A 25,149-nucleotide genomic window follows, 5' to 3' on the forward strand; every position below is an offset into this window, starting at 1 on the left:
AGAATGCCGCGGACGTGATTGCCACGCGAAACGCACCCGGCTCAGCTAGGCCGCCGGGTGAGGCAGCATCGCCATCAACGTCCCGCTCATCGCGGCGATCAGCGTGGTCTTGCCATCATGCTCGGCGTAGGCCTTTGCCTCGCAGAAGGTCAGCGTGCGGCCGGGCTTGACCACTTCGGCCTTGAAGACGAAGCGCTCGCCGCGGGCGGGCGCGAGCAGCGTGGTCTTGAATTCGACGGTGAGGATACCGGCCTCCGGGGGCATCAAGCTGAAGGCCGCAACGCCGCAGGCGTTGTCGAGCCCGGCCGCGATGATGCCGGCATGGATGAAACCGTTCTGCTGCGTGAGGGCCGGCGCATGCAGCATCGCCAGTTCGACCTCGCCCGGCGCGAGACGGACGATCACGATGCCGAGCGTGCGCATTGCCGGCTGGCTATCGAACATGGCGATGGAAGCCGCGCGATAGCCCGGGTTTTTCGGCTCAAACGCAGCCATGGCTCAGGCCTCGGCTGGTTCGGCAAGATGCCTCGAGGCCGCTTCGCGGATGGCATCGGCGAACGGTGCGGACTTCCGCAATTGGCGATCCATGTGCACGCCGGTGATCTCGCACGTCGCGGCGAGCTCGCCGGTCTCGGCATTCGTCATGTCGTGCCGGAAGCGGATCGACTTGTCCCTGATTTCGAGCAGATGGCTGCGGATCTCGACGATATCGCCGGCCAGCAGCTCGCGCTTGTAGGCGATGCTCTGCTGGACGGCGGCCATGCCGCGGCCGGAAGAGCGCAAATAGCTCGGCGTCAGGCCGAGGCGAGCGAACAGATTCCAGTTGGCCTCGTCGAATTTGCCGACATACCACATGATGTTCATGTGCCCGACATGGTCGCATTGCCACGGATAGACGGTGCCGCGATAGGTCGCCTCCTGCTCCATCGCACTCCCTCCGGCTTTTTCGTCTTTGAGCCTTGATACGGTAGCGTATCAAACCCGTGCCGCGTTAGCAATACGGCACCGTATCAAGACCGGGTGAGGCTTCCTTCATGAGTGACGGCAAGGGCGATGTCTGGGTCGAGGCTGGATTTGCCGAGCTCGCCCGCGCCGGGGTGGAGGGCGTGCGGGTCGAGGTGCTCGCCAAGAATCTCGGCGTCACCAAGGGCGGCTTCTACCGCCGCTTCGCCGACCGCGCCGCGCTGCTCGAGGCCATGCTGGAAGCCTGGCGCAAGGGCCGCATCGCCGCGATCGCGCAGCAGACAAGTCTCGACGGGCAAACGCCCCGCGAGCGGCTCGGGGCGGTGATCCAGCTCTATTCCGAGCGGCTCAATCCCGAAGGCATGGCGATCGAGCTTGCGATCCGGCAATGGGCCCGCTCGGACCAGAACGCCGCGGCGGCGGTGGCGAACGTCGACGCGGAGCGGCTCAAGCACGTCGGCGACCTCTATCGCGCGACCGGCCTTGCGACCGAGGAGGCCGACGCGCAGGCCTTCCTGTTCTACTGCTTCATCTTCGGCCAGAGCCTGTTGTTCGTCGAGAGCGGTCCGCGCAAGCGGTCGCAGCTCGTGGCGAAATCCGCCGAGAAGCTGCTCGACTGAGCCTGATCCGGACCCAGAGGGCCGCGCAAGCGCAAAGTGTGCAGCGGTTTTCCGAAAAGATCGTGCGCGAATATTCAGGCGAAAAGGCCGGAGCGTTGCTCCGGCCTTCGTAGCTATTCGAAGCTCAGGCGGCACCCTTCAGCTTCTTGGTGCATTCGCTGTAATAGCCGCCGCCCTTCTGGATCCACTTCAAGCCGCCGTTGCCGTTGGTGGCCTTGTTGGCATTGTACTGGTCGACGCAGGTGTGCAGGCGCGCCTTGCCGGGAGTCTCCTTGGCATATTTCGGATCGACCGCGTTCGGGTAGATCGCGGGTCCGGCCGGCAGGGTCGGCGCGGCGGCGGGTGCCTCTTCCTTCTTGGCCTGCTTCGGCTCCGCGGGAGCGGCGGGCGCTGCCGCGGTCGGCGCAGCGGCGGGCGTCGCATCGGCACCGCACTGGGCCTTGCGGAAGTCATTCCACTTCATGGTGCCGAGCGAGCCGTCCTTCTTTGCGGCCTGGTACTTCGCGCTGCACTCCTGCGCAGTCAGTGCCTGCGCCGGCGCGCTCGCCAGCAATGCCGCGACACCCGACGCTGCGATCGCACACAACAATTTCGTCTGAATGGTCATCCTTGGGTCTCCTGCTTGGACTTCCCTGACGGAAGTGAATTGAGGATTGCTATCCTAGCGTGCCGACCGCTTGCGACAAGGATGCGATGCCTTGCGCCGGCAAAATATAGTGATCCCGCCCCTCGACTCATTCATGTCGCGTTCAGCAACACGAGCCGACGTTTCTGCCCTTCGCAATTCTCGCAAGCAGAGTGCACCACATGACCTTCACGTCCCGCCTCGCCGCCGTCGCTCTCGCCTCCCTGCTCGTCACCGGCACCGCTTTCGCGCAGACCACCGCGCCGGCCACCAAGACCGATACGAAGACCGATGCCGCTGTCACCGCCGACAAGAAGGCACCGAAGGAGCGCTCGGCCGAGTCGCTCGAATGCTCCAAGCAGGCGGACGCCAAGGGATTGAAGGGCAAGGAGCGCAAGAAATTTCGCCGTGAGTGCATGAAGGAAGCGAAGGCTGGCACCGCCGCCCCCGCAGCTCCTGCTGCCGACAAAAAATAAGCCCGTCGCGATCCACGGCGAGCATCCGAGAAAGGCGTCGCGCATTGCGGCATGACGTGCCTGCAATTGTGCGCCTCACGCTGATTTGCGATAAGGTGGCGTGAAGCAAATCACCGCCTCCCTGTCGTTCGAATGGCCGAGCCGTGCCAAGATCCTGAGCACGCTGGAGACGCTCGTCATCGGGACCGCCGGCGGCCTCGTGTTTCTGCTCGCCGGCCTTCCCGGCGGGCTGATCTCGGGCTCGATGATCGCGGTCGGGATCGCCGCGATCGCCGGCCGCCAGCTGACCCTGCCGCCGATCCTGACCCAGACCGTGCTGGTGCTGCTCGGCATCTCGCTGGGCTCGGTCGTCTCGCGCCATTTGCTTCAGCAGGTCAGCGCCTATCCTCTCACCATCGGCCTGCTTGCGCTCGCCACGTTCTGCTCCACGTTCGGCTCGAGCTATTACCTCCAGCGCATTCATGGCTGGGACCGCACCTCGGCTTTCCTGGCCGGCAGCCCCGGCGCGCTGTCGCAGATCACCATCCTGGCGGTCGAGCGGGGCGCCGACCTGCCGGGCATTGCGGTGGTGCAGACCATGCGCGTCATCATCCTGACCGCCGCGCTGCCGATGGTGCTGGCGATTGCAGGCGTCGCACCCTCCGCCGCGCCGTCGCTGACGACGGCGATCGCCTCGCCGCTCGATCTCCTGGAGCTTGCCGCGGCCTCGCTGGCGGCAGCGCTCGTGTTGCGGCTGATCAAATTTCCCGCGAGCTGGATGTTCGGAGCGATGATCGCCTCCAGCGTGCTGCATGGTGCCGGATGGGTCGAGGGTGGCCTGCCGGACTGGGTGCGCGGCGTGGCGCTGATCGGGATCGGCGCGCTGATCGGCAGCCGTTTCGCGCGGATGCGGATCAAGACCCTCGCCGGCCACCTCGGCGCGGCCCTGGGCTCGTTTGCCGTGGCCATCGCCGTCTCCGCCATCTTCGTCGGCATCGTGGCGCTGACCACCCAGGTGAAATTCTCCGACGTCGTCGTCGCCTTCGCGCCCGGCGCGATGGACGCGATGCTGGCATTGGCCTTGACGCTGCACATCGACCCGATCTTCGTCGGCGCCCATCACCTGTCGCGTTTCGTGTTCGTGACGATCGCAACGCCGGGCATCGTGCATCTGTTCGGACGCACGCAGGACGACGTGGACGATTGAGCTTTAGCGCTTCGCCGTCCGCACAGATCCCCACGCGGCGATCGCGGCCATCACGAGCGAGATCAGCACGTTGTAGCCGGCGAGCGAGAGGCCGAGGAAGCGCCACTGCACCTCGTCGCAGCGCACGACCTTCACGGTGTCGAGCTTCGACAGCAGATCGGCGGCGCTGCCGAGATTGACGACCGGACCGGAGCAGTCGGTCGGTCCCTTCCAGAACCCCCATTCGACCCCGGAATGGTAGGCGCCGAGGCCGGCATTGGCGAGCGTCGCCAGGGCGAGGATCGCAAGCCCCGCCAGCAGCAGCGGCCGCGGCGCGCCGCTCCGCGCTGCCAGTGCCGTAAGGGCACCGAGCGGTATTGCGAGATAGTAGGCGTAGCGCTGCTCCAGGCACAATGGACAGGGCAGGATCTCCAGCACGAGCTGGAAGAACCAGGCGCCGGCGATGGTGACGGTGGCGATCAGCGTGACCAGCAACGAGGCGGTCAGCGCGGGGCTCGTGGCGGCCGGCTTGAACGCAGCTATGGCGGCACTCTGGGTGGTCACGGCAGCCTCTTTCGCATCTCTCGCGCCCCAAGCCTCTAGCCCCGGCCCATGCGCCTGTCGAGAACGGCCGGGATCACTTTGGCGCGGGTTGACCCCGTCCCGTCCATGGCTATAGTCCGCCGGCTTCGCGACGCCGCCTCAAGGCCGACCGAGGGCCCCTGTGGCGGAACTGGTAGACGCGCTCGACTCAAAATCGAGTTCCGCAAGGAGTGCTGGTTCGATTCCGGCCAGGGGCACCAACTAGGTTGTTCGGACCCGTCCGCAGCCGTCCGCGCAGCGCTCCAAGCCCTTGAAAAACCGGCACCTCTGCATGAGTCGGTGATCGTCACCGTTTGTTCTCATCCGTCCCCAGCCGCCCGATTTGTTGGTATTTTTGTTGGTCTCGGGAGAACGGACGTTCGCGGTGACTTCCGCTTTTCCGAACGAAAGGATCGAGCAGATGGCCCGCAAGAGCGACGGCGCGCACGTAAACCCGAAGCAGATCAGGAGCGACGTCGACTGCCGCGCCGCCCGACCCAAATTCAGTGGGGCGAGTGGAGCCCGGCCAAGATTTCCGACGTGACTGGCGGCGGCCTGTATCTATTCGTCACGGCCGACGTGAGCAGGCCCGGGCACGCTGCTTCCAAACTCTGGCGGATGAGCTACCGCTTCCACGGCCGCCAGAAAACCTACTCCATTGGCCCTTACGGCAATGGCAGCGATGGCTCGTTCTCTCTTGCTGACGCGCGGCGCGAGCGCGAAAAGGCCAAAGACCAGCTTAAGGAAGGAAAAGATCCGAGCACCGAGAAGCAGCTGGACAAGCACAGGAAGGCGGCCGTCCGGTCTTTCGGGCAATGGGCGGACGAGTGGCTCGCGAAGAAAAAAGTGGAGAAAGTCAAACGCGGCAGGATCGTAGCGGTGCGCGATCCCAAGACCATCGAGGTGCTTGAGCTTCGCGTCGGCTACGTCAAGGGTCGCTTCGGCAAGCTGTGCAGGCAGGACATTAAGCGTCCGGACGTGCTCGCTTTCATGCGTTCATACGAAGCCGACGGGAAGCTGGAAACCCGCGACCGCGTACGCAGCATCGGTGAGCAAATCTGCGACTATGCCGATGTCGAAGGAGACGGCTACAATCCATTCCGTAACCTGAATGGGCAGATGATTGCGAACATTTCGACGCCGCGCCCCGGCGTGACCGAACCACGCGACGTGTGACGCGCGTTTTTAAGCTCATCAGCGCACCGTGGACGAGAGCGAGGTTTAGTGACGTTGTTGGCCTTGCTTTGCGCTTCGACGCGCTGACCGTTCCTCGCCCCGGGATGGTCAATGAAATGGAGTGGACCGAGGTCGATTGGGACACCGAACGCTGGACTGTTCCAGCCGCAAAGATGAAGACCGGCTGGGACCACGTCGTGCCTCTGTCGCGCCAGGCACTTGCAATTCTTACGAGCGTTCAGAAGCTAACCGGCCATCGCCGGTACGCGTTCTCCTGCTCGAGGGACACACCGCTGTCGAACAACACACTCAACAAGCGCTTGCGACTGCTTGGCATTGACACCAAGACTGAACATTGTGCCCACGGATTCCGAACCACCTTCTCGACCCTGTCTCACCACGAAGAGATCAAGGACGCCAAAGCATGGGATGGTGATGTCGTCGAGCTGCAGCTCGCGCATCTCGATAACTCTACCGTCGAAGGTCTCTACAAGAAGTACGGCCCACTCGCGCTGATCGGCTCGCGCACAAAGCTGATGCAGCATTGGGCTGATCGGATTGACCACTGGCTCGATCCCAAGAGGGTCATTCCGATCAAGGGAGGCGCGCAGGGCAATGTCGGAAACCATTACGGTGCAGCTCTCCAGCCAGCTACAAAAAGCAGCCGAATGTCCGGCTATAATTTCGGTGACGGCAGCATCGGTTGACGAGTTGGTTGCACTACTCAAGGCTCGATACGCGAGTCTCCATCGGCAAATCGTAGACGACACCGGCGAGTTCAGGCGATTTGTCCGCGTATACGTTGATGGGGTTGACATACGGCGCCTATCAAGCGACTCGCGGGCGCTGAAATCGGGCTCGACGGTCAGCTTCATTCCGGCTTTGTCGGGGGGTTAGTTGATGAGCGCACTTTCGATCGACGCAATTTCGGCGACCTCGGCCTATGACGAGGTATTGAACTCAGGCACCGTGCTCATCGACATCCGAGAGCCGACCGAGTTGGTGGGAAAGATTGCCTATGGGGCGATAAATGTTCCCATGAATTCTCTGGAATCGCGGCTTCCGAATCTGATCAAGAGTCCCGATCAACGGTTGCTTCTTATTTGCGAGACCGGCAAACGAAGCGACACTAGTACTCGCTCTCTCCGTGCGAACGGATATTCCAATGTGCTGTCGGTTCACGGAGGATTTCGCGCTTGGGTTCAGCATGATCTTCCGGTTCAGATGGTTCCGCACGATCCGGAGGCGACTAGATATGTTCGCCAGATCATGCTCCCTGAGGTTGGATCCATCGGTCAGAGAGCGCTGCAGAATGCGAAAGTCCTGATAGTTGGCGCCGGCGGGTTGGGCTCTCCTGCCGCGATCTACCTGACTCTTGCCGGGGTTGGCACATTGGGAATTGCAGATAATGACTCCGTCGAGGAGTCGAATCTCCATCGACAGCCCCTTCACACTGAAGGCAGCGTCTCCAGGCAAAAGGTCGCTTCCGCGTCCGACACGGTGCGCAAGCTTCGCTCTTCGCTAAATGTCAATGTCTATCCAACCAGAGTGGATAGCTCTAACGCCAGCTCAATAGTAAGCGGGTACGAGGTCGTTCTTGATTGCTGCGACAACTTTGCAGCGCGTTATGCATTGAATTCTGCCGCAGTGGCCGCCGGCGTTCCCCTCGTGCACGCGGCGATCTTCCGCTTCGAAGGGCATGTTTCCGTGTTCTGGCCGGCTCTGGGAGACAATCGGAGCTCCTGCTATGTTTGTTCCTATCCTGAACAGCCAGAGCCTGAGTTTTCTTCATCGTGCAATGAAGCTGGTGTTATCGGCGTCCTTCCGGGAATGCTAGGTATTCTCCAGGCGTGGGAAGCCATCAAAGTGTTGCTGAAGATCGATTCTCCGCTTCTGGATGAAACCGGCGTTTGGAACGGCCTCGACATGAGCTTCTCGAAATTCGAGCGCTTCAGAGACCCACAATGCCCCGTATGCGCTTCGCGCCAGTTGCGCTCTTGCGAGATGCCGTCAATGGTGAGCACTCCAGACCCCGATAGCGAGCACTCTAGATCGGAGTTTTCGTCATGACTAGCTAACGACGTTAGCGGCGATTCTCCGCTCCTGAAGAGATGTCGTCTCGTTGAAGCAAGCTAGCCAAGTGTTCCAGTTTTGAAAGTAGGTGTCTTATGACCGCTGTAGTTATCGCGCGCATCACATGGACGGATGCGAACGATATTATTGGAATGAACAACGCGAGCCGCGACCTTCACGAGCCGTGGATTTTCCCTTGTAAGAGCCAGGAGGAGTTTGACAATTGGTTTGGACGGCTACTGACCGGCCCGAATGTTGCGCTCGTAGCGAGAGTTGGATCGAATGGTCCGATCGTGGGGATTATCGAATTGACCCAGATCGTCTGGGGTCTATTCCGCAGTGCCTATACTTCGTTCTATTCGAATGCTGAGATGGCTGGGTCGGGAGCGATGACAGAAGCCGGCCGCCTTGGCATCAAGTATGCGTTTGACGACCTGAAATTGCATCGCCTCGAGGCCAACATCCAACCAAACAACAACAGATCACTTGCGTTTGTTAAGCGCTTGGGGTTCGAGCGAGAAGGGTTTTCACCCCAATATCTCAATATCGATGGCAATTGGCGCGATCACGAACGCTGGACGATCATCTCCCGCCCGCGCATCGATCGAGAGCCCAACAATTGACCACGGAACGTTGCGCGGTAGCCCCGCTCCGCGTCAAAAAGCAAGCGACGTAAATAGACAATCAATTGAACGCTCGACGGAAGATCTTTTCTCGAAAGATCTGATCGTCGGATCTGTCGCGCGTGCGACCAGGCATGAAGCTCTTGGGGAGAACCATGGCTCGAAATGAATCTCTTGCAACTCGGATAGAGCGCCGCGGTCGTCACAGTGCCGTAGCTTGCACTAACGATCTCGCGGCCACCGTGGCTATGGGGATACTCCAAAAAGGTGGCAACGCATTTGATGCGACAGTCGCGGGCGGATTTGTTTTGCAAGTCGCGGACTTCAATCAGAATAGCTTGGGCGGTGAAGTTGTAATCCTCGCCAATCGGACCGGCACAGACACTCCGAAAGTCATTTGCGGTCATGGTCTGAATCTCCGAGGCGAGAAGGGAGAATGGCATGGGCGTGCCCGCCGGGGAGCCCCGTTCTTTTATTTTTTCGGGCAATGTCGCCCGTGAGTTTGTTGGTATTCCTGTTGGTATTGGTCGCAATCGAAGAAAAAAACTGTTCTATATTCAAATAATTAAATGGCTGATCGATTGTCGGCCAGGGGCACCAGCCTTCGCTGCTTCGCAGCTACGGCTAGGCGAGCCGGGCGCAAGCCCATCCATGCGAAGCAGTGAAGGCTGTCCCGCCGAAGCCTTGGCGAATGCGGACCGGGTCAGCTCCCTCCTTAGCCATCCCCCGTCTCGCCCTCAGCACTCGCGTGGACTTGCGCAGGCGCGGCGGTTGACGAGTGGCTACGCTTCAATTTCAGCCAGCGCGGACACGCAATTGCGGCCTCCGACGCATGGAGCCCGAGTCCTGTGCTTCTGACAAGCTTCGCGAAGCAATCCAGGCAGGCATTCGCGGAGATAGTCTGGATTGCTTCGTCGCAAGGGCTCCTCGCAATGACGAGGAGGAGAGATTACGCATCCGCCGCAAGCCATTCGACTTCGCACCGCCGCTCCCTATATCCTCTCGCAACCGATGTGACGCAGCGGACAGCTTTGATGGCCAGGAGACGCACGACGGACGCCGACGACCTCCCCCGCTATTTCGTCTGGGTCCGGGGACTCGAAGGCCCCGAGCCGCAGAAATGGACGGCGATGGATTTCGGCGTCGGCGATTGGAAGCGGCCGCTCGTGCTGGCGTATCTGGAGCTGCCGGAAGACGAACGGCCGCTCTCGCTGTCAGTCCTGGCGCGGCGGTATCCGCCGCCGCGGGTCGATCTTTCCTGAGCAGGGCCCGCCGGGCCGGTGCGTCGGCGCCGGTCCGAGTCAGTGCGCCCAGCAGTCCCCCTGAAGCGCTTGCCGGATCGCGATTTCGACCGGTGAATAATTGCCGTCCACTCGCTCGAGCCGGATGGGTTCGGCGGGATGCAGCGGCGGCTGGGCCATGAACCGCGGCGCAGCCCCTTGGTGGCGCTGCCCGGCGTGCACGAGGAACGGATGGCACAGGTAGACAGTGCCGGCCTCACCCGTCGCCAGCACCTCGGGCCGCTCGGCTCCCACCCGGTCGAGGGCCATTTCCGCTTGCGACATCCCGGCCTCGCCTGCTGGCGCGAGGAAGCGCGCCATGTCGATGTGCGATCCCACCCTTATCCGCGTTGGGGCGTCGCGGGGACCAACGTCGGAGAACAGGAACAGCATCAACAGGGCACGGCCGCGCGACCTCACATTCGCGCGCCGCTCATTCGGGTCGCCGCCATCGAGGGCAAAGCTTGTGTCGATATGCCAACCGTCGTCTCCGGGCGCCTCCGGATGGGGGAAGCGTACGACAAACGTGCCCCCGAAGCCCAGCGAGCCCAGGCGCCAGCGGCCCTCGCCGACGATCTGATTGAACGCGGCGTGCAGCACCGGCGTGCGCTCCGCCTTCAGGAAGGGCGCGTCCTTGTAGCCGGAAAGCCGGATGACCGGTTTTGTCCATGTCGCCTGATCGTGGGGATCGCAGCCCGTGTCGCGCCACAGGATAGTGCGGGCCTCGTCGGCAAGCTCGCGCGGAAACGCTCCGTTGATGCGGACGAATCCGTCGCGAATGAATCGCTGTATCTGATCATCGCTGAGTGCGTGCATCGACGCATGTCCATTGGCAGGCATGAATATCCTCATATCGTTGCAAGCCATTCACCTGTCGCCGCGTGATGCGACGGGGGGCACGGCTCATTGGTCCCAAAAATGTGTGATGGGGCGGCCAGGCAGTTGCCCAGCCCGCGCTCGCTTCCGCCCGCTCGAAGCGGGCGCCGCTGTCAGCAGCTGAGGAAGAAGACCGAGACGATATCGGATGTGCGGATCATCATGATTTCTCAGCGTAGCACAGAGAGGTCTGAACGATCAACAAACGACCGATGCCTGCGGTGCTGGCCGGCAGATGCGGGACCTTGTCATTCCCGCCCCCATGATTATGGGTGTCACGGCCTTCGCGCTGCGGTTAAGCTTGCTTCGCGCCGCGGGGGACACGCGGGTCGCGGGACCAGGGACATGACCGAACAGGGCGAGACGGGTGAAGCCATCACCATCCTCCTCGTCGAGGATGACGCGCCGACCTGCTGGCGGCTCCAGGATGCCCTGGCCAAGGCCGGTTACGAGGTGCGCAGCGCCGGTACGCTCGGCGAGGCGCGGCAGGCTCTCGCCGCCAGCGCGCCGCGCGTGCTGCTGACCGATCTGCGGCTGCCCGACGGCCACGGCGTCGAGCTGATCCGCGAGATGCGGCAGCGCTTTCCCGACACCGAAATCATGGTGATCTCCGCGCTCGGCGACGAGGAGAGCGTGATTTCCGCGATCACGGTCGGCGCCACCGGCTATCTGCTCAAGGATGCGTTCCCCACCGATATCGCCACCACCGTGCGCGAGCTGGTCGCCGGACATTCGCCGATTTCGGCCTCGATCGCGCGCTTCATCGTGCGCAGGACACAAGGGGCCGCACAGAATTCGGTGGAGCCGCCGCCCGGCCCCGCGCTCAACACGGCAAGGCTCACCCCGCGCGAGATCGACATTCTCTGGGGTATCGCCAAAGGCTTCAGCTATGCCGAGATTGCGAGCCATCTCGGCCTGTCCAAGCAGACCGTGCCCGGCCATATCAAGAACATCTATCGCAAGCTCGAGGTGCATACGCGCAGCGAGGCGGTGTTCGAAGCGGTGCAGCAGGGCCTGATCAAGCTGTGAGCGAGATCGCGGCCAAAGCACCTGCGAAGGCACCGACACGCCCGCAGCACCGGCTGATCGCCTCGCGCCTGGTACCCTATCTGCTGCTTCAGGTGCTGATCGTGATCGTCACGATCCTGGGGATTCGACTGCTGCAGCCGAGCGATCCCGAGGACTACGCGGTGAGCGATTTTTCGGCGCGGGAGGACAGTCTGACGCGCCCCGTGACGCTGCCGCATTTCACCTCGTCGCGCTACTCGCTGGCCGACCCGCCGTTCTACACCGGCACCTTCACGTTCCGGAGCGGCGATGCGGCCTCGGGCTGGTCGGTGTACCTGCCGCGCTTCAGCAACGCGGTGGAGGTCGCTGTCAACGGCGTCGTCGTGCTCGACTCCCGTCGCGACGCCAATGCCAACCGGCCCGACCGCAACACGCCGCAGATCGCGGCGATCCCCGCCTCGCTGCTGCGCGAGGGCGCCAACGAGATCACGGTGCGGCTGTTCGTGTGGGGACCGCTCAAGGGCTTTCTCGACACCGTCTATGTCGGGCCGGATATCGCCTTGCGCCCGGCCTATGAGACACGCACGCTGCTGTTCGTCACGCTGCCGGTGATGTTCTCCGCCTGGCAGGCGATCCTGGCCGTCATCCTCGCGATCATGTGGCTGATGCGGCGCCACGAACCGGTCTATGGCGTGCTGGCCGCCGCGATGGTGCTCGGTGTGGTGCAGGCATTCGTGCCGCCGCCGGCGCCGCCGGCCACGGTATCCCGGCTCACCGCGGTGCTGCTCGCGTCCGCACCGATCGAGAGCGCGCTGATCGTCGTGTTCGGCGTGCTGTTCTTCGGCTGGCGCTGGCCGCGCTACGGCACGCTGCTGTTCGTGCCCGGCGTCCTCGTGTTCGTGGTCGGGCTGATCGGGGGCCCGCCGCTGCCGCGCATCCTGTTCCTGGTGCTCGGCATCCCCACCGTCGGGCTCTGCCTGGTCCTGATGGCCTGCGTCACCGCAACCGCGGTGGTGCGACGGCAGGACGCGGCGAGCTTCACGATCGGCTGCGCGGTGACCATCGTGCTGGTCTGCTGGGTCCAGGACATGCTCACGGTGCTCGATATCGTGAGCAACGATCGCATCTTCGTCTCGCGCCTGTCCTATTCGGCGATGCTGGTCGCGATCGGCGCCGGGCTGACCTGGCGCTTTGCCCGCGCCTTGAACCAGGTCGACAGCTTTGCCGGCCAGCTGGTGACGCGCGTGCGCGAAGCCGAGGAGCGGCTGAAGGCGAGCTTTGCCCGCGAGGAGGAGCGCGCCCGCGCCGCCGCGCTCGCCAACGAGCGCACGCGCCTGATGCGAGACCTGCACGACGGTCTCGGCGGCCAGCTCGTGAGCATCGTCGCGCTGTCCGAGCGCGGCAGCGCCGGCGCGACCATCACGGACGCCGCCCGCGCGGCGCTGAAGGATCTGCGCCTCGTCATCGATTCCATGGACGACATCGGCGGCGACCTGATGCTCGCACTCGGCTCCTGGCGCGAGCGCGCCACGGCCCAATTGCGGCCGCACGACATCGCGCTCGACTGGCGCGTGGCGACGCCGCAGGGCCTGCCGCTGCATCCCGAGCTGAGGCCATGGCACGTCATCCAGATCGTGCGCATCCTCGACGAAGCCGTGACCAATGCAGTCAAGCACGCGCAGGCCCGCCGCATCGCGGTCACCATCGACACGTTCGACGCAGGCCAGGGGCCGTACGGCGTGATCAGCGTGACGGACGACGGAAGCGGCTTTGCGCTGGCCGGCGATGGCGAGGCCGTGGGCGCCGGCCAGACCGCGCGCGGCCTGCGCAACATGAAAAACCGCGCCGCGCGCTGCGGCGCGGTGCTCGACCTGACGTCTGATGCCTCCGGCACGCGCGTGCGGCTGAAATTGCCGCAGCGTTTTCCCGACGGCGACATGGCCGCGGGCTGAAAGGCCCCCTCCCCGAACGTGTGGGGCGCACGGAGAGAGGGGACGGGCCGGGTGATTTGCCTGCGGAGGACGGGGGGTGTTCGTCCGCAGGACCCGTTGGCCCGAAGCGATCCGATCAATTCAATGGAATGGAAATATCAGCGCACGCCGACGCGATTGACCGGGCCGCCGCGATTCATCGGCGTTCCCGCGCGCACGCCGACACCGGGCGCGCCGACGCCGGGCGTTGCGACCGCCGCTGCCGCGACCGGCGCTCCCACCACCACGGCGCCAGTCGGCCGCACCACGCAGCCCTTGGGCACCCCGACGGTCTTGCAATAGACCACGGCCTGCGCCGGGCTCGTGCCCAGCGACACCATCGCCGCGCCCGCCAGCGCCATGACCGTCAGCCCTGCGCCCAGCGCTCCAGCTCTTTTCGACATTCTTGCTCTCCTGCTTCCCGTTCGGCGTCCCGATGCAATCACCGGGTTTCGCAGCCGAGGTGCAGCCTGAATGACAAAAGTCGGCGCGCGGATACATGCCATGAAGATGGGGGTACCGCGGACGAGAGGACTGGCCGGTGCCATGAACATGGCATGGACCTGCGGCCGGGCTTTGCGGAATGGTCCGGCCCGATTGATCCCGGTCGGGACCAACGACGATCGCAAAGAGGTGCTTCATGAAGATTTCGGTTCTTGCCGCGCTGCTGCTCACAGCTGCCGCCCTGCCTGCTGCCGCGCAGTCCGGTCCATCCGTCCAGGAGCAAATGGCCTGCCGCGGCGACGCCGGCAAATTCTGCGCCGAGCATATCGGCAAGCCGCCGCAGATGAATGCCTGCCTGCGCGAGAACAAGTCGAAGCTCTCGGACTCCTGCCGCAAGGTGGTTGAATCCCGCGGAGGCTAGTCGCTCGTCCTTCTCTCTCGGGACAAGACAGAGAGGACGGCGCTCTGCCGCCCTCTCGATAATGCCGCAGGGGCGCCACTATTCCTGCATCATCTCGCCGCTGCCGCCGAACTCGGCCGGAAAATCCTTCAGCTTGGGCAGGCCGTCGCGCATCGGCAGCACCGTCTCGGCATAATTGACGTGGACGCCGGGTGTGAACGCGAGCGTGGGGATGGTGGCGGTAAAGACGTCGACCAGACCGAGCGGCGGATGGTTGGTCATGAGATGGCCGCCGCACTTCTTGCAAAATTTGCGCTGGCTGAGCGGCGTCTTGGCGAAGGTCTCGACATTCTGAGCGCCTTCGGTGATGCGCACGGCTTCCGGCTTCCACAGGCTGAAGGCGTTGACCGGACCGCCCGACCACGAGCGGCAGGAGCGGCAATGGCAATAACCCATCGCCTCCGGCGCGCCCGTGACCTCGACCGTGACGGCGCCGCAGAAGCAGTTTCCGACATGTTTCATTTGGAACGTCTCCGTTTTTCTGAAGGATTGTTATCGCGCGTCGGCGCCCCCCGCGCCCTTCTTGCGATTGGACGCGCGCGGCTTGGCCGAGACTATACCGACCGGCGCCAAGGAATAAGCATCGAGACGCGTTGTTTGTACTGCCGGTACTCGTCGCCGAAAAGATCGACGAGATCGCTCTCCTCCAGCGCGATGCCGACGAAGATGTAGAGCGTGGTCACGGCCGCGAACAGCAGATGCCCCGCGGTCATGACCGGCGCCGCCCAGAACGCGACGATGAAGCCGAGATAGATCGGATGGCGGACGAACTTGTAGAGCAGCGGCGTCTTGAAGCGCGGCGACGCCATCTCCTTGCCGACGAGATGATTGGTCACCTGATGCAGGCCGAACAGCTCGAAATGGTTGATGATGAAGGTCGAGGTGAACACCAGCACCCAGCCGGCGAAAGACAACGTGACCAGTGTCACGGCAAGATCCGGATTCTCGACACTCCATATGACCGACGGCAGCGGACGCCACTGCCAGAACAGGAGGAGCAGTGACAGGCTCGCGAACAGCACGTAGGTGCTTCGCTCGACCGACTTGGGGACGAACTGCGTCCACCAATCCTTGAATTGCGGGCGCGCCATCACGCTGTGTTGAACCGCGAACAGCGACATCAGCAGCAGATTGATGATGACCGCGCGAGCGACAGCCGCTTCGGCACCGGTGTCGATGGTCTTGGGCACCATCACCCCCATGACGAAGCCGATCGCATAGAGAATGGTGACGAAAAACACGAGATACGCCGCAATTCCGTACAGAAAGGCAATGAACCTGAAAATGCGAGAGCCCGTAATCTCCGGGCCGATGGAATGAACCTGGTGATCGAGTTGGGTCATAGAACGCTCCGTTGTGCCGAGGCATCGACACGGTTTGGTCTTCGCACCATGCCGGATCGGACGCCCCGCGGCTTTCGCGGACGATTGATTTTCGCCTGAGACGACTTTGATTTTTGCTTGAGACGACGAAAACGTGCGATTTCGCTTTGAAAACAACGTGCTGGACGGTGACCTTCGGGAGCTCACATGCGAGGGAAGTGTCGTTCCGTTGCAGCCGCAAGTGTTCGATCTGTTGTTTTATCTGGTCACGCAACGGGCGCGTGTGGTCAGCAAGGGTGACCTGATCAGCCAGATCTGGAACGACCGCATCGTCTCGGATTCCGCCCTGAACAGCCGGATCAACGCCGCACGCAAGGCGCTGGGCGACGACGGCACGACCCAGCGCCTGATCAAGACCATTCCGCGCAAGGGCTTTCGTTTCGTGGGGGAGGTCCGGGAAGTGGCAGCGGCGCCCGCACGGGAGGAAGCCAAGCCCACTGCCCCGCGCGCGGCGGACCGCCCGGCAATCGCGGTGCTCGCCTTCGAGAACATGAGCGGCGATCCCGCGCAGGACTATTTCGGCGACGGGATCAGCGAGGACATCCTCACCGCGCTGTCGAAGCAGCGCTGGTTCATGGTGATCGCCCGCAACTCCTCCTTCACCTATAAGGGGCGCGCGGTCCATATCAGGCAGATCGCCGAGGAGCTCGGTGTCCGCTACATCGTCGAAGGCAGCGTGCGCAAGGCGGACAACCGGGTGCGCATCACCGCGCAGCTCAATGACGCCGTGTCGGGCAATCATCTCTGGGCCGAGCGCTATGACCGCGAGCTGGTCGACGTCTTCGCCGTGCAGGACGAGATCACCAACGCGATCGCCGCGGCGATCGAGCCGCAGATCCACGCGGCCGAGAATTTCCGCAGCCATCGCAAGCCGCCTGCAAGCCTCGACGCCTGGGACCTCTTGATGCGCGCGCTATCGCATTATTGGCGCGTGACCCGCCAGGATCACGAGGCCGCGAAGGCGCTGCTCGCGCGCGCGATCGCGATCGATCCGAATTACGGCCAGGCGCTGTCGCTGTTGGCCGTGAACGACATGTTCGGCGTGCATCTTGGCTGGACCGAGCTGGCGGCGGTTGCGCCGTCCGCGGAAGCCGCCGCGCTCAAAGCGGTGCGCTGCGACCATGAGGATTCCTGGGCGCATGCCGCGCTCGGCAGCGTCTGCTTCTCGACCCGCAGGCTCGCAGACGCGCTGTCCGAGTTCGAGCAGGCGCTCGCGCTCAATCCGAATTTCTCGCTGGCGCAGGGCTATTACGCGCTGGCACTGTCCTATGCCGGGCGCTCGAAGGACTCGTTCGAGGCCGCGCAAAAGGCGATCCGGCTGTCGCCGCGCGATCCGTCACTGGCGATCTATCACGGCATCGCCGCCTATGCGCGCTTCACCGAACGGCACTATGGCGAGGCCATCGCGCTGGCGCGTGAGGCGATCCGGCACCGCGGCGACCTCACCGGCGCCTACCGCGTGCTCGCCGTCTCCGCCGGCATGACCGGCGACGGCGCGCTTGCGGAAATGGCACTCGGAGAGCTCCGCCGCACCCAACCGGGCATCTCGCTGCACTGGATCGCGACGCAACTGCCATGGGCCAATGAGCGAGATCGCGACCACTATCTGGAGGGATTCCGCCGGGCGGGGTTGCAGTGAGGCGCGACGCCGCTCTTACCCTGCCCTGGAGGGGGAGGGTCGATCGCGCGTAGCGCGAGCGGGTGGGGTGATCTCTCCACTCGGGCACTGTCGGACGGGGAGAGACCGTCACCCCACCCCGTCTCACATTTTCGCTGCGCTCAATGTGAGCCGACCCTCCCCCTCCAGGGGAGGGCTATCGCATATGACTTGTGGCGGCGGCCTGCGCGCACGCCTCGTCCTTCGAGACGGCGCTTACGCGCCTCCTCGGGATGAGGCTAATCAGCGTCAGTGTTCGTTGAAACTGCTGCCGCGCACTCCGCCCTCATCCTGAGGAGCCCGCCCAAAGCGGGCGTCTCGAAGGATGGCTGCAGGGAAAAGCTCTCAAATGCGATAGCCCTACCCTCCAGGGGAGGGTGAGCGCTAGGTTCGCTTCCGGCGCAGATGGACGATGACGTCGAGACGCGCGATCTCGTGGCCGGGAAGCGCCTCGGGCATTTTGGTGAAGGCGAGGCCATCGGCAACGTCGACCAGCTTATCCTCGGCTTCGAGATAGAAGTGCGGATGCACGGACGTGTCGGTATCGAAGAACGATTTGAGGCCGTCGGCCGCGATCCGGCGCAAGAGGCCCGCTTCGGTGAACTGGTTCAGCGTGTTGTAGACGGTCGCGAGCGACAGATACGTATTGGCCGCCATCGCCTCTTCGTAGAGACTCTCGGCGGTGACGTGACGATGGCCGCCCAGGAACAGCAATCGGCCCAGCGCCAGGCGCTGGCGGGTCGGACGTAGGCCGGCATTGCCGAGCAATAGCAGGCAGTGCTGCACGCCGGCCTCTGCCGCGAGATCGACATCGGGTCCGGCATCGTCATCGGCAGGGATAGTCGTGGCCTGAATGTCCATCGTCGTCTCACCGCTGAAGGCAGCAGGACGGCAGCCGCATCCCGCTACTTGCCATTCGATCGCAAAAGCGGCGGGCCGGCTTTGATCCGGATCAAATTTGGCGCCGACCGCCTCTGACTTGGCGCAAGGCGGGCCGGCTGGTTCTCGGCCAGAATGCGCGGGCATCGATGAGGTTCGCATGTCCAAGCCGGTTCCCGACAAGGCAGAGGTCGCGCTCGAATATCCCGACAAGTTCTATGTCGGCACCTTCGAGCATTCGTCCCGCTTCGAGGCGAAGCTCGACGGCAGCGGCGTTGCGCTGGTGCTGCAACATCCCGGCACGGCCGACGAACGCAAATCGGTGCACCTGCACATCAATTTCGGCCTGCTGGCCGGCATCCTGCGGGAGCTCGCCGGCAGTGTCGCTGCGCTGCCCAAGGACGACATCGCGCACCGCGAGCAGCTTGCAGAGGCGCTCGACGAATTGCGGCGGGCGCTCGGCGCAAGATGACGGCCTGATGCTTTTGGTCGCAGGCGCGGACTTGTGCACCGCCCCGGCACGCTCTCACCACGGTTGAAGGCCGCCTGATCCCTTGGAGCGGGCCGTTCTGCCGTGCCGTCGCACGGTGGGAAAAACAGGACGCGCTGTACATTTTTTGTGCGAGCACTGTCGCGACTTTCAGCTTGCCGCGCCGAACGGGACTGTGTGAGCCTCGATGGTGGATGGGGACTGGGATGGACCGACCGTCGCTTTGCGCGCGAGCACGCCTGCGAAGCGTTTCCGGCTGGTCTCGCTTGAGAAAGATACGACATGCCAAAACGAGTGTTGCTTGGTGTCCTCCTCGCTTGCGGCCTTGCGGCCCCTGCGCTGGCGCAAGGGCCGAAGGCGGGGGGTGTGATCAATGCCGTGATCCAGCCCGAGCCGCCGGGCCTGATGCTTGCGATGGTCCAGAACGGCCCGGTCCAGATGGTCTCGGGCAACATCTTCGAAGGCCTCTTGCGCTACAGCCCCAAGCTCGACCCGCTGCCGGAGCTTGCCGAGAGCTGGAGCGTCAGCGAGGACGCCAAGACCTACACGTTCAAGCTGAAGAAGGGCGTGACCTGGCATGACGGCAAGCCCTTCACCGCCGCCGACGTGCTGTTCTCGATCGAGATGCTGAAACAGACCCATGCGCGCGCGCGCACCAATTTGGCGCAGGTCGACAAGATCGAGACGCCGGACGAGCATACGGTGGTCTTCACGCTGAAGCAGCCGTTCGGCCCGTTCCTCGGCATCTTCGAGGTCGGCTCGATGCCGATGGTGCCGAAGCATCTCTATGACGGCACCGACTGGAAGACCAACCCTTACAACAACGCACCCATCGGCACCGGGCCCTTCATGTTCAAGGAATGGCAGAAGGGCTCGTTCATTCGCCTGGTCAAGAACCCGAATTACCACGAGAAGGGCAAGCCCCATCTCGACGAGATCTATTGGCAGATCATCCCCGACGCCGCCGCGCGCTCGGTGGCGTACGAGACCGGCAAGGTCGACGTGCTGCCCGGCGGCTCGGTCGAGAATTTCGATGTGCCGCGGTTGTCCAAGTTGAAGGACACCTGCGTCACCGGCGCCGGCTGGGAGTTCTTCTCGCCGCTGGCCTGGCTGTGGCTCAACAACCGCCAGGGTCCGCTCGCCGACAAGCGGGTGCGGCAGGCGATCATGTATGCGATCGACCGCGACTTCGCCAAGGACGTGATCTGGAACGGGCTCGGCAAGGTCGCCACCGGCCCGTCGGCCTCGACCATCAAGTACTACACCGACGACGTGAAGAAGTATCCCTACGATCCTGCCAAGGCCAAGGCGCTGCTGAAGGAAGCCGGCTACAAGGGCGAGAAGATCCGCCTCTTACCGCTCGCCTATGGCGAGACCTGGCAGCGCTGGGGTGAAGCCGTGAAGCAGAACCTCCAGGACGTCGGCATGACCATCGAGACGATCGCCACCGACGTTGCCGGCGGCAACCAAAAGATCAGCGACTGGGATTACGACATCGCCTTCACCTATCTCTACCAGTACGGCGACCCCGCGCTCGGGGTAGGACGCAACTACATCTCCAGCAACATCGCCAAGGGCCAGGTCTTCAACAACGTCGAGGGCTATTCCAACCCTGAGATCGACAAGCTGTTCGCCGACGGCGCGGTTGCGACGCCGGACTCCAAGCGCAAGGAGATCTACGAGAAGGCACAGAAGATCCTGGTCGAGGACGTGCCGGTGGCCTGGATGCTCGAGCTGCAATTCCCGACCATCATGCGCTGCAAGGTCAAGAACCTGATCACCACGGGGATCGGGGTCAACGACGGCTTCAAGGACGCATGGCTCGACAAGTGAGCCCTTCTTCACCTCTCCCCGCTCTTGTTCCGCCGAAGCCTCGGCGAAGGCGGATGGGGGAGAGGTCGAATGTGCGCATAGCGCACATTCGGGTGAGGGGGAGTCTCCACGGGTCCAACTGCTGATATCTCGCGGAGAGGCCCCTCACCCCAACCCTGTCCCCGCAAGAGCGGGGCGAGGGAGCGCACTGCCCTCGTGGCGCCAGGTCACATCACAACACATCACAATATGACTCACTAGATGCTCTCCTTCGTCGCCCAGCGTGTCCTCAAGGGCGTGATCGTCCTGCTCGCGATCGTCGTCCTCAATTTCTTCCTGATCCGCCTGGCGCCCGGCGATCCCGCGATCGTGATGGCGGGCGAAGCCGGGGCCAGCGACCAGGTCTTCGTCAAGCAGCTCCGGGAGAAGTTCGGCCTCGACAAGCCGCTGCCCGAGCAGCTCTTCATCTACGTCAAGGGCGTCGTCAGCCTCGACCTCGGCTTTTCCTTCCGCCAGCAGGCACCGGTCGCGAAGCTGATCGGCGAGCGGCTGCCGGCGACGCTGCTCCTGACCCTGACGGCGTTCGCTATCTCGCTGATGCTCGGCATCCTCTGCGGCACCTTCGCCGCGCGCTTTGCCGGAACCTTTCTCGACACCGGCATCACCGTATTCGCGCTGATCTTCTACGCCATGCCGATCTTCTGGGTGGCGCTGATGGGCATCCTCTTGTTCTCGGTCACGTTCGACTGGCTGCCTAGCTTCGGTTACGAGACGGTCGGCGCCAACCTCACCGGCCTTGCCCATGCCGTCGATGTCGCAAAGCACCTGATCATGCCGGCAATGACGCTCGGACTGTTCTTCATGGCGACCTACACCCGCATGACGCGCGCCTCGATGCTGGAGGTGAAGCGCCTCGACTTCGTCAAGACCGCGCGCGCCAAGGGCCTCACCGACGCCGTGATCCAGCGCCGCCACGTGCTGCGCAATGCGCTGCTGCCGGTGGTGACGCTCGCCGGCGTGCATTCCGGCACGCTGATCGGCGGCGCCGTCATCACCGAGACCGTGTTCGCCTGGCCCGGCATCGGACGGCTGATGTACGACGCCCTGCTGCAGCGGGACTACAATCTGCTGCTCGGCGTGTTCGTGATCTGCTCCGCCATGGTTCTCATCTTCAACCTCATCACCGACCTCGTCTATCGCCTGGTCGATCCGCGCATCGAATTCGCCTCATGAAACAGTTCTGGAAATCGATGCTGAGGAGCCCGAGCGGCGTCATCGGGCTCGTCATCCTCCTGGTCGCAGTCTCCGTCGCGGTGTTCGGACCGATGCTGTTCCCGAACTCGCCCTGGCGCATGGTGCAGCGGCCGTTCCTGCCGCCGTTCACGCTGTCGACCGTGCCGCTCGGCACCGACGCGCTCGGCCGCGACATCTTCGCCGGCATGATCTTCGGCGCACGCGTCTCGCTTCTGGTCGGTCTCGTCTCCACGCTGGTCGCGCTGATCGTCGGTGTGCCGATCGGTGCCATGGCCGGTTATTTCGGCGGCAAGGTCGACGACGCCCTGATGCGCTTCACCGAGTTCTTCCAGACCATTCCGAGCTTCGCGCTCGCGATCGTGCTGGTCGCGATCCTGCAGCCCTCGATCTACTCGATCGTCGCCTCGATCGCGGTGGTGAGCTGGCCGCCGGTCGCCCGCCTCGTGCGCGGCGAGGTGCTGTCGCTGCGCACGCGCGAATATGTCCAGGCCGCCGTGGTCACCGGCCAGAGCAACAGCTGGATCATCCTGCGCGAAATCCTCCCCAACGCATTGTCGCCCGTGATCGTGCTGGCCTCGTTGATGGTGGCGACCGCGATCCTGCTGGAATCCTCACTGTCCTTCCTCGGCCTCGGCGATCCCAATCTGATCTCCTGGGGCTACATGGTCGGAGCCGGCCGCACCGTGATCCGGCAGGCCTGGTGGATCACCGTGTTTCCGGGCGTCGCCATCCTGATCTCGGTGCTCGGGCTGAACCTGATCGGCGAAGGCCTCAATGACGCGCTCAATCCGCGCCTGTCGCGGGAGGGCCGCTGACGATGACCGCCTCGCCCGCCGTCTCCATCAGGAACTTGCGGATCGCGCTGCCCAAGGGCGCCGAGCGCCCCTTCGCCGTCGACGGCGTCTCGCTCGATCTGCAACCCGGCAAGATCGTCTGCGTCGTCGGCGAGTCCGGCTCCGGCAAGTCGATGTGCGCGCATGCGTTGATGGGCCTGTTGCCGGATACGGTGTCGGTCGCCTCGGGCGAGATCCAGTTCGAAGGCAGCGACCTGCTCAAGCTCGACGACGACGGCTGGCGCGATCTGCGCGGCCGCCGGCTGGCGATGATCTTCCAGGAGCCGATGACCGCGCTCAATCCGTTGATGCGGATCGGCGACCAGATGGCGGAGATGTTCGAGGCGCACGGCCTGCTCACGCCGAAGGAGCGGCGCGCCAAGGCGCTGTCGCTGGCACGCGAGGTCGGCCTGCCCGACCCCGAGCGCATCGTGCGCGCCTATCCGCACCAGCTCTCCGGCGGCCAGCGCCAGCGCGCCATGATCGCGATGGCGCTCGCGCTCGAGCCCGCGGTGCTGGTCGCCGACGAGCCCACCACCGCGCTCGACGTCACCACGCAGGCGCAGATCTTGAAGCTGATCCGCAATCTCCAGCAGAGCCGCAACATGGCGGTGATGTTCATCACCCATGATTTCGGCGTGGTCGCCGACATCGCCGACCAGGTCGTGGTGCTCCGCCACGGCAAGGTCGTCGAGGAAGGTCCGGCTGCGGCCGTCTTCAGCGAGCCGCAGCACGACTACACCAAGGCATTGCTCGCCGCCGTGCCCTCGATGGATCCGCCGCCGCGAGAGCCATTGGACGATCGGGCCAGGGCCGTCGAGGTGATCGGGCTGGACAAGACCTATGTCACGTCGGGCGGTTGGTTCCGCGAGGACCGCCGCGTCGATGCCGCGCGCGCGGTCAATTTCAACATTCTCAAGGGCGAGACACTCGGCCTGGTCGGCGAATCCGGCTCGGGCAAGTCGTCGGTGGCGCGGCTGGTCATGCGGCTGATCGAAGCCGACCGCGGCACGGTGCGGATCGGCGAGACCGACCTCACGTCTCTGTCGGGCAAGGCGCTGCGCGCCGAACGCCATCGCATCCAGATGATCTTCCAGGATCCGTTCGCCTCGCTCAATCCGCGCCGCAAGATCGGCCACATTATCGCCGACGGCCCGATCGCAGCCGGCCTCGATCCGAAAGTCGCGTTCGACCGCGCCCGCGATCTCCTCAAGATGGTGGGCCTCGACGCCGGCGCGCTCGAACGCTATCCGCATGAATTCTCGGGCGGCCAGCGCCAGCGCATCGGCATTGCCCGTGCGCTCGCGCTCGAGCCGGAGATCATCGTCGCGGATGAGGCCGTTTCCGCGCTCGACGTCTCCGTGCAGGCGCAGGTGTTGAAGCTGCTGGAAGACCTCAAGGCGCGCCTCGGCCTGTCGATGCTGTTCATCACCCACGATCTGCGGGTCGCGGCCCAGATCTGCGACCGCATCGCGGTGATGCAGCGCGGCGCCATCGTCGAGCTGAAGGCGACTGCGCAACTGTTCGCCGCGCCCGAGCATGCCTATACGCGCGAATTGCTCGCAGCCGTGCCCGGACGGAAGGAGCACGCGCCGGCGGCCTGAGACGGCTCGTCTTCGTTCATCGATCTCCGTGATGGTTCCAAAAACTTGCACGCTGAGCGGGACGAAACCTATTCGATCCAGCAGCATTTGCTTTCGAGAGACCATCCTTGCTCATGCCCGGCAAGGGGTGAGTTGACACCAATACTCGCTCGTCGCGGCTGCGCCGTACGACGAACGTGACGTGGTGGGCAGCTCCACAACCCAGCAAGTGAGGCACACCGGCATGCTGGGAAGGGCGCGGCGCGGTCACGCGCTTTTTATCCGGTCGTGACCGGACCCGCCGCTTCAAAGCGGAAGGCGGCACCATAGATGACGGTTGAAATGATCGACGTCATCTCATGACGGACCCACACTGTATTCGGAGCCAACATGGGCGAAGTTATTCGATTTGTCTCAAAATCCGAGCGCGAGCGAGCACGCCTCATCGAGGAGGCACGCGCGATCTACGACAGCATCTTCCCGCCGGCCGATCCGGCCAACGAGGACCAGGCGAAGCCGGCAATCGGTCGCCCGTTCATCGGCCGCGACGGGGGTAACGTATCGTGATCAAGATCATCGCCGTGCTTTGCAGCCTCGCCTCTCCCTCCAATTGTCACGAGCAGATCGTCACCACGTCGGACTTCGCGCAAGTCTCGGTGCAGTCCTGTTTGATGGGCGCGCCGCAGCTCGCCGAATGGATGAACCAGCATCCGGCCGAGCGCCTGGCGGCATGGCGCTGCGTGATCGGTCAACAGACCGGCCGCGGGATCTAAGCCCGGACGTCTCGATCCGGCGGAGTAAGACGTTCTCGTGACCCGGACGCCGCGCAGCGCTTCCCTGGCGATGCGAAGCACCGTCCAGCGAGCGGTGTGCTGCAGAGCCGGGGCCCATCGCAGCCCCGAGTCTTGCAGCCCCTGG

The 25,149-nt window shown here is 63.9% G+C and carries 30 protein-coding genes and 1 tRNA gene; 22 read left to right on the forward strand and 9 right to left on the reverse strand.

The window, feature by feature from the left end; translation table 11 throughout:
* Positions 1-45: 45 nt before the first annotated feature.
* Together N2604_RS37545 and N2604_RS37550 are read right to left on the reverse strand one after the other, a co-directional pair.
* The gene (locus N2604_RS37545; RefSeq protein WP_260372942.1) at positions 46-495 is read right to left on the reverse strand and encodes a PaaI family thioesterase; all 450 of its coding nucleotides are present in this window, start codon (positions 493-495) and stop codon (positions 46-48) included.
* Positions 496-498: 3 nt separating this feature from the next.
* Entirely contained in the window at positions 499-927 is a 429-nt protein-coding gene (locus N2604_RS37550) for a thioesterase family protein (protein ID WP_260372943.1), read from the reverse strand.
* 107 nt (positions 928-1,034) lie between these two features.
* Between N2604_RS37550 and N2604_RS37555 the strand changes: the two genes are divergently transcribed.
* The gene (locus tag N2604_RS37555) at positions 1,035-1,583 is read left to right on the forward strand and encodes a TetR/AcrR family transcriptional regulator (protein WP_260372944.1); all 549 of its coding nucleotides are present in this window, start codon (positions 1,035-1,037) and stop codon (positions 1,581-1,583) included.
* A gap of 124 nt (positions 1,584-1,707) precedes the next feature.
* On the opposite strand, the gene N2604_RS37560 is transcribed toward N2604_RS37555, so the two are convergent.
* On the reverse strand, positions 1,708-2,190 hold the full coding sequence (locus N2604_RS37560; protein ID WP_260372945.1) for a hypothetical protein: 483 nt from the start codon (positions 2,188-2,190) through the stop codon (positions 1,708-1,710).
* Positions 2,191-2,390: 200 nt separating this feature from the next.
* On the opposite strand from N2604_RS37560, the gene N2604_RS37565 reads away from it, so the two are divergent.
* Complete coding sequence (locus N2604_RS37565) at positions 2,391-2,684, forward strand: PsiF family protein (protein WP_260372946.1); 294 nt, start codon at positions 2,391-2,393, stop codon at positions 2,682-2,684.
* A 100-nt stretch (positions 2,685-2,784) separates the two neighbouring features.
* A complete protein-coding gene (locus N2604_RS37570; RefSeq protein ID WP_260372947.1) occupies positions 2,785-3,870 on the forward strand; it encodes an AbrB family transcriptional regulator in 1,086 nt (361 codons plus the stop codon).
* Positions 3,871-3,873: 3 nt separating this feature from the next.
* Here N2604_RS37570 and N2604_RS37575 read toward each other — a convergent pair whose 3' ends face one another.
* Positions 3,874-4,413, reverse strand: coding sequence for a disulfide bond formation protein B (locus N2604_RS37575; RefSeq protein ID WP_260372948.1), 540 nt, complete (start codon positions 4,411-4,413; stop codon positions 3,874-3,876).
* 154 nt (positions 4,414-4,567) lie between these two features.
* Between N2604_RS37575 and N2604_RS37580 the strand changes: the two genes are divergently transcribed.
* The 8 genes from N2604_RS37580 (at position 4,568) to N2604_RS37610 (ending at position 9,565) form a co-directional block, all read left to right on the forward strand.
* Positions 4,568-4,652: transfer RNA gene (locus N2604_RS37580), tRNA-Leu, on the forward strand.
* Positions 4,653-4,731: 79 nt separating this feature from the next.
* Positions 4,732-5,607: an Arm DNA-binding domain-containing protein gene (locus N2604_RS37585; RefSeq protein ID WP_260372949.1), complete on the forward strand. Its 876-nt coding sequence runs from the start codon at positions 4,732-4,734 to the stop codon at positions 5,605-5,607.
* 116 nt (positions 5,608-5,723) lie between these two features.
* The gene (locus N2604_RS37590; protein ID WP_260372950.1) at positions 5,724-6,314 is read left to right on the forward strand and encodes a tyrosine-type recombinase/integrase; all 591 of its coding nucleotides are present in this window, start codon (positions 5,724-5,726) and stop codon (positions 6,312-6,314) included.
* The gene (locus N2604_RS39870; protein WP_409241667.1) at positions 6,223-6,504 is read left to right on the forward strand and encodes a MoaD/ThiS family protein; all 282 of its coding nucleotides are present in this window, start codon (positions 6,223-6,225) and stop codon (positions 6,502-6,504) included. Before N2604_RS37590 ends, N2604_RS39870 begins: the two co-directional genes overlap by 92 nt.
* A 3-nt stretch (positions 6,505-6,507) precedes the next feature.
* Complete coding sequence (locus tag N2604_RS37595; protein ID WP_260372951.1) at positions 6,508-7,677, forward strand: ThiF family adenylyltransferase; 1,170 nt, start codon at positions 6,508-6,510, stop codon at positions 7,675-7,677.
* A gap of 98 nt (positions 7,678-7,775) precedes the next feature.
* Positions 7,776-8,303, forward strand: coding sequence for a GNAT family N-acetyltransferase (locus tag N2604_RS37600; protein WP_260372952.1), 528 nt, complete (start codon positions 7,776-7,778; stop codon positions 8,301-8,303).
* Positions 8,304-8,551: 248 nt separating this feature from the next.
* The gene (locus tag N2604_RS39875) at positions 8,552-8,803 is read left to right on the forward strand and encodes a gamma-glutamyltransferase (RefSeq protein WP_409241758.1); all 252 of its coding nucleotides are present in this window, start codon (positions 8,552-8,554) and stop codon (positions 8,801-8,803) included.
* Positions 8,804-9,337: 534 nt separating this feature from the next.
* Entirely contained in the window at positions 9,338-9,565 is a 228-nt protein-coding gene (locus N2604_RS37610) for a hypothetical protein (RefSeq protein WP_109142227.1), read from the forward strand.
* 39 nt (positions 9,566-9,604) lie between these two features.
* On the opposite strand, the gene N2604_RS37615 is transcribed toward N2604_RS37610, so the two are convergent.
* Entirely contained in the window at positions 9,605-10,399 is a 795-nt protein-coding gene (locus N2604_RS37615) for a phytanoyl-CoA dioxygenase family protein (protein ID WP_260372954.1), read from the reverse strand.
* A gap of 405 nt (positions 10,400-10,804) precedes the next feature.
* On the opposite strand from N2604_RS37615, the gene N2604_RS37620 reads away from it, so the two are divergent.
* The gene (locus tag N2604_RS37620; protein ID WP_260372955.1) at positions 10,805-11,488 is read left to right on the forward strand and encodes a response regulator transcription factor; all 684 of its coding nucleotides are present in this window, start codon (positions 10,805-10,807) and stop codon (positions 11,486-11,488) included.
* Positions 11,485-13,419, forward strand: coding sequence for an ATP-binding protein (locus N2604_RS37625; protein ID WP_260372956.1), 1,935 nt, complete (start codon positions 11,485-11,487; stop codon positions 13,417-13,419). The genes N2604_RS37620 and N2604_RS37625 overlap by 4 nt, the downstream gene beginning before the upstream one ends.
* 137 nt (positions 13,420-13,556) lie before the next feature.
* Here N2604_RS37625 and N2604_RS37630 read toward each other — a convergent pair whose 3' ends face one another.
* Entirely contained in the window at positions 13,557-13,841 is a 285-nt protein-coding gene (locus tag N2604_RS37630) for a hypothetical protein (protein ID WP_197949254.1), read from the reverse strand.
* Between the two features lie 236 nt (positions 13,842-14,077).
* Between N2604_RS37630 and N2604_RS37635 the strand changes: the two genes are divergently transcribed.
* Positions 14,078-14,302 carry a hypothetical protein gene (locus N2604_RS37635; protein ID WP_260372958.1) on the forward strand — a complete coding sequence of 75 codons (225 nt, stop codon included), beginning with the start codon at positions 14,078-14,080 and terminating at the stop codon, positions 14,300-14,302.
* A gap of 78 nt (positions 14,303-14,380) precedes the next feature.
* Here N2604_RS37635 and N2604_RS37640 read toward each other — a convergent pair whose 3' ends face one another.
* Positions 14,381-14,803: a GFA family protein gene (locus N2604_RS37640; RefSeq protein WP_008541349.1), complete on the reverse strand. Its 423-nt coding sequence runs from the start codon at positions 14,801-14,803 to the stop codon at positions 14,381-14,383.
* Positions 14,804-14,895: 92 nt separating this feature from the next.
* Positions 14,896-15,684, reverse strand: coding sequence for a methanethiol S-methyltransferase (mddA, locus tag N2604_RS37645; protein WP_260372960.1), 789 nt, complete (start codon positions 15,682-15,684; stop codon positions 14,896-14,898).
* Positions 15,685-15,817: 133 nt separating this feature from the next.
* Here mddA and N2604_RS37650 point away from each other — a divergent pair, with 133 nt between their 5' ends.
* A complete protein-coding gene (locus tag N2604_RS37650; RefSeq protein WP_260372961.1) occupies positions 15,818-17,362 on the forward strand; it encodes a winged helix-turn-helix domain-containing tetratricopeptide repeat protein in 1,545 nt (514 codons plus the stop codon).
* 402 nt (positions 17,363-17,764) lie between these two features.
* Here N2604_RS37650 and irr read toward each other — a convergent pair whose 3' ends face one another.
* Positions 17,765-18,241 carry a Fur family transcriptional regulator Irr gene (irr, locus tag N2604_RS37655; protein WP_260372962.1) on the reverse strand — a complete coding sequence of 159 codons (477 nt, stop codon included), beginning with the start codon at positions 18,239-18,241 and terminating at the stop codon, positions 17,765-17,767.
* Between the two features lie 178 nt (positions 18,242-18,419).
* On the opposite strand from irr, the gene N2604_RS37660 reads away from it, so the two are divergent.
* From N2604_RS37660 to N2604_RS37690, 7 genes are all read left to right on the forward strand, one after another.
* On the forward strand, positions 18,420-18,731 hold the full coding sequence (locus N2604_RS37660; protein WP_260372963.1) for a hypothetical protein: 312 nt from the start codon (positions 18,420-18,422) through the stop codon (positions 18,729-18,731).
* A 300-nt stretch (positions 18,732-19,031) separates the two neighbouring features.
* Positions 19,032-20,582, forward strand: coding sequence for an ABC transporter substrate-binding protein (locus N2604_RS37665; protein ID WP_260372964.1), 1,551 nt, complete (start codon positions 19,032-19,034; stop codon positions 20,580-20,582).
* A 240-nt stretch (positions 20,583-20,822) separates the two neighbouring features.
* Entirely contained in the window at positions 20,823-21,794 is a 972-nt protein-coding gene (locus N2604_RS37670) for an ABC transporter permease (RefSeq protein WP_260372966.1), read from the forward strand.
* Positions 21,791-22,630, forward strand: a complete 840-nt coding sequence (locus N2604_RS37675) for an ABC transporter permease (RefSeq protein WP_260372967.1) — start codon at positions 21,791-21,793, stop codon at positions 22,628-22,630. Before N2604_RS37670 ends, N2604_RS37675 begins: the two co-directional genes overlap by 4 nt.
* Positions 22,631-22,632: 2 nt before the next feature.
* On the forward strand, positions 22,633-24,252 hold the full coding sequence (locus N2604_RS37680) for an ABC transporter ATP-binding protein (protein WP_260372968.1): 1,620 nt from the start codon (positions 22,633-22,635) through the stop codon (positions 24,250-24,252).
* 369 nt (positions 24,253-24,621) lie between these two features.
* On the forward strand, positions 24,622-24,798 hold the full coding sequence (locus N2604_RS37685) for a hypothetical protein (protein ID WP_260372969.1): 177 nt from the start codon (positions 24,622-24,624) through the stop codon (positions 24,796-24,798).
* The gene (locus tag N2604_RS37690; protein ID WP_080133401.1) at positions 24,795-25,004 is read left to right on the forward strand and encodes a hypothetical protein; all 210 of its coding nucleotides are present in this window, start codon (positions 24,795-24,797) and stop codon (positions 25,002-25,004) included. Before N2604_RS37685 ends, N2604_RS37690 begins: the two co-directional genes overlap by 4 nt.
* The last annotated feature ends 145 nt before the right edge of the window (positions 25,005-25,149 follow it).

This window comes from Bradyrhizobium sp. CB1015, from assembly GCF_025200925.1.
Classification (GTDB): Bacteria; Pseudomonadota; Alphaproteobacteria; order Rhizobiales; family Xanthobacteraceae; genus Bradyrhizobium.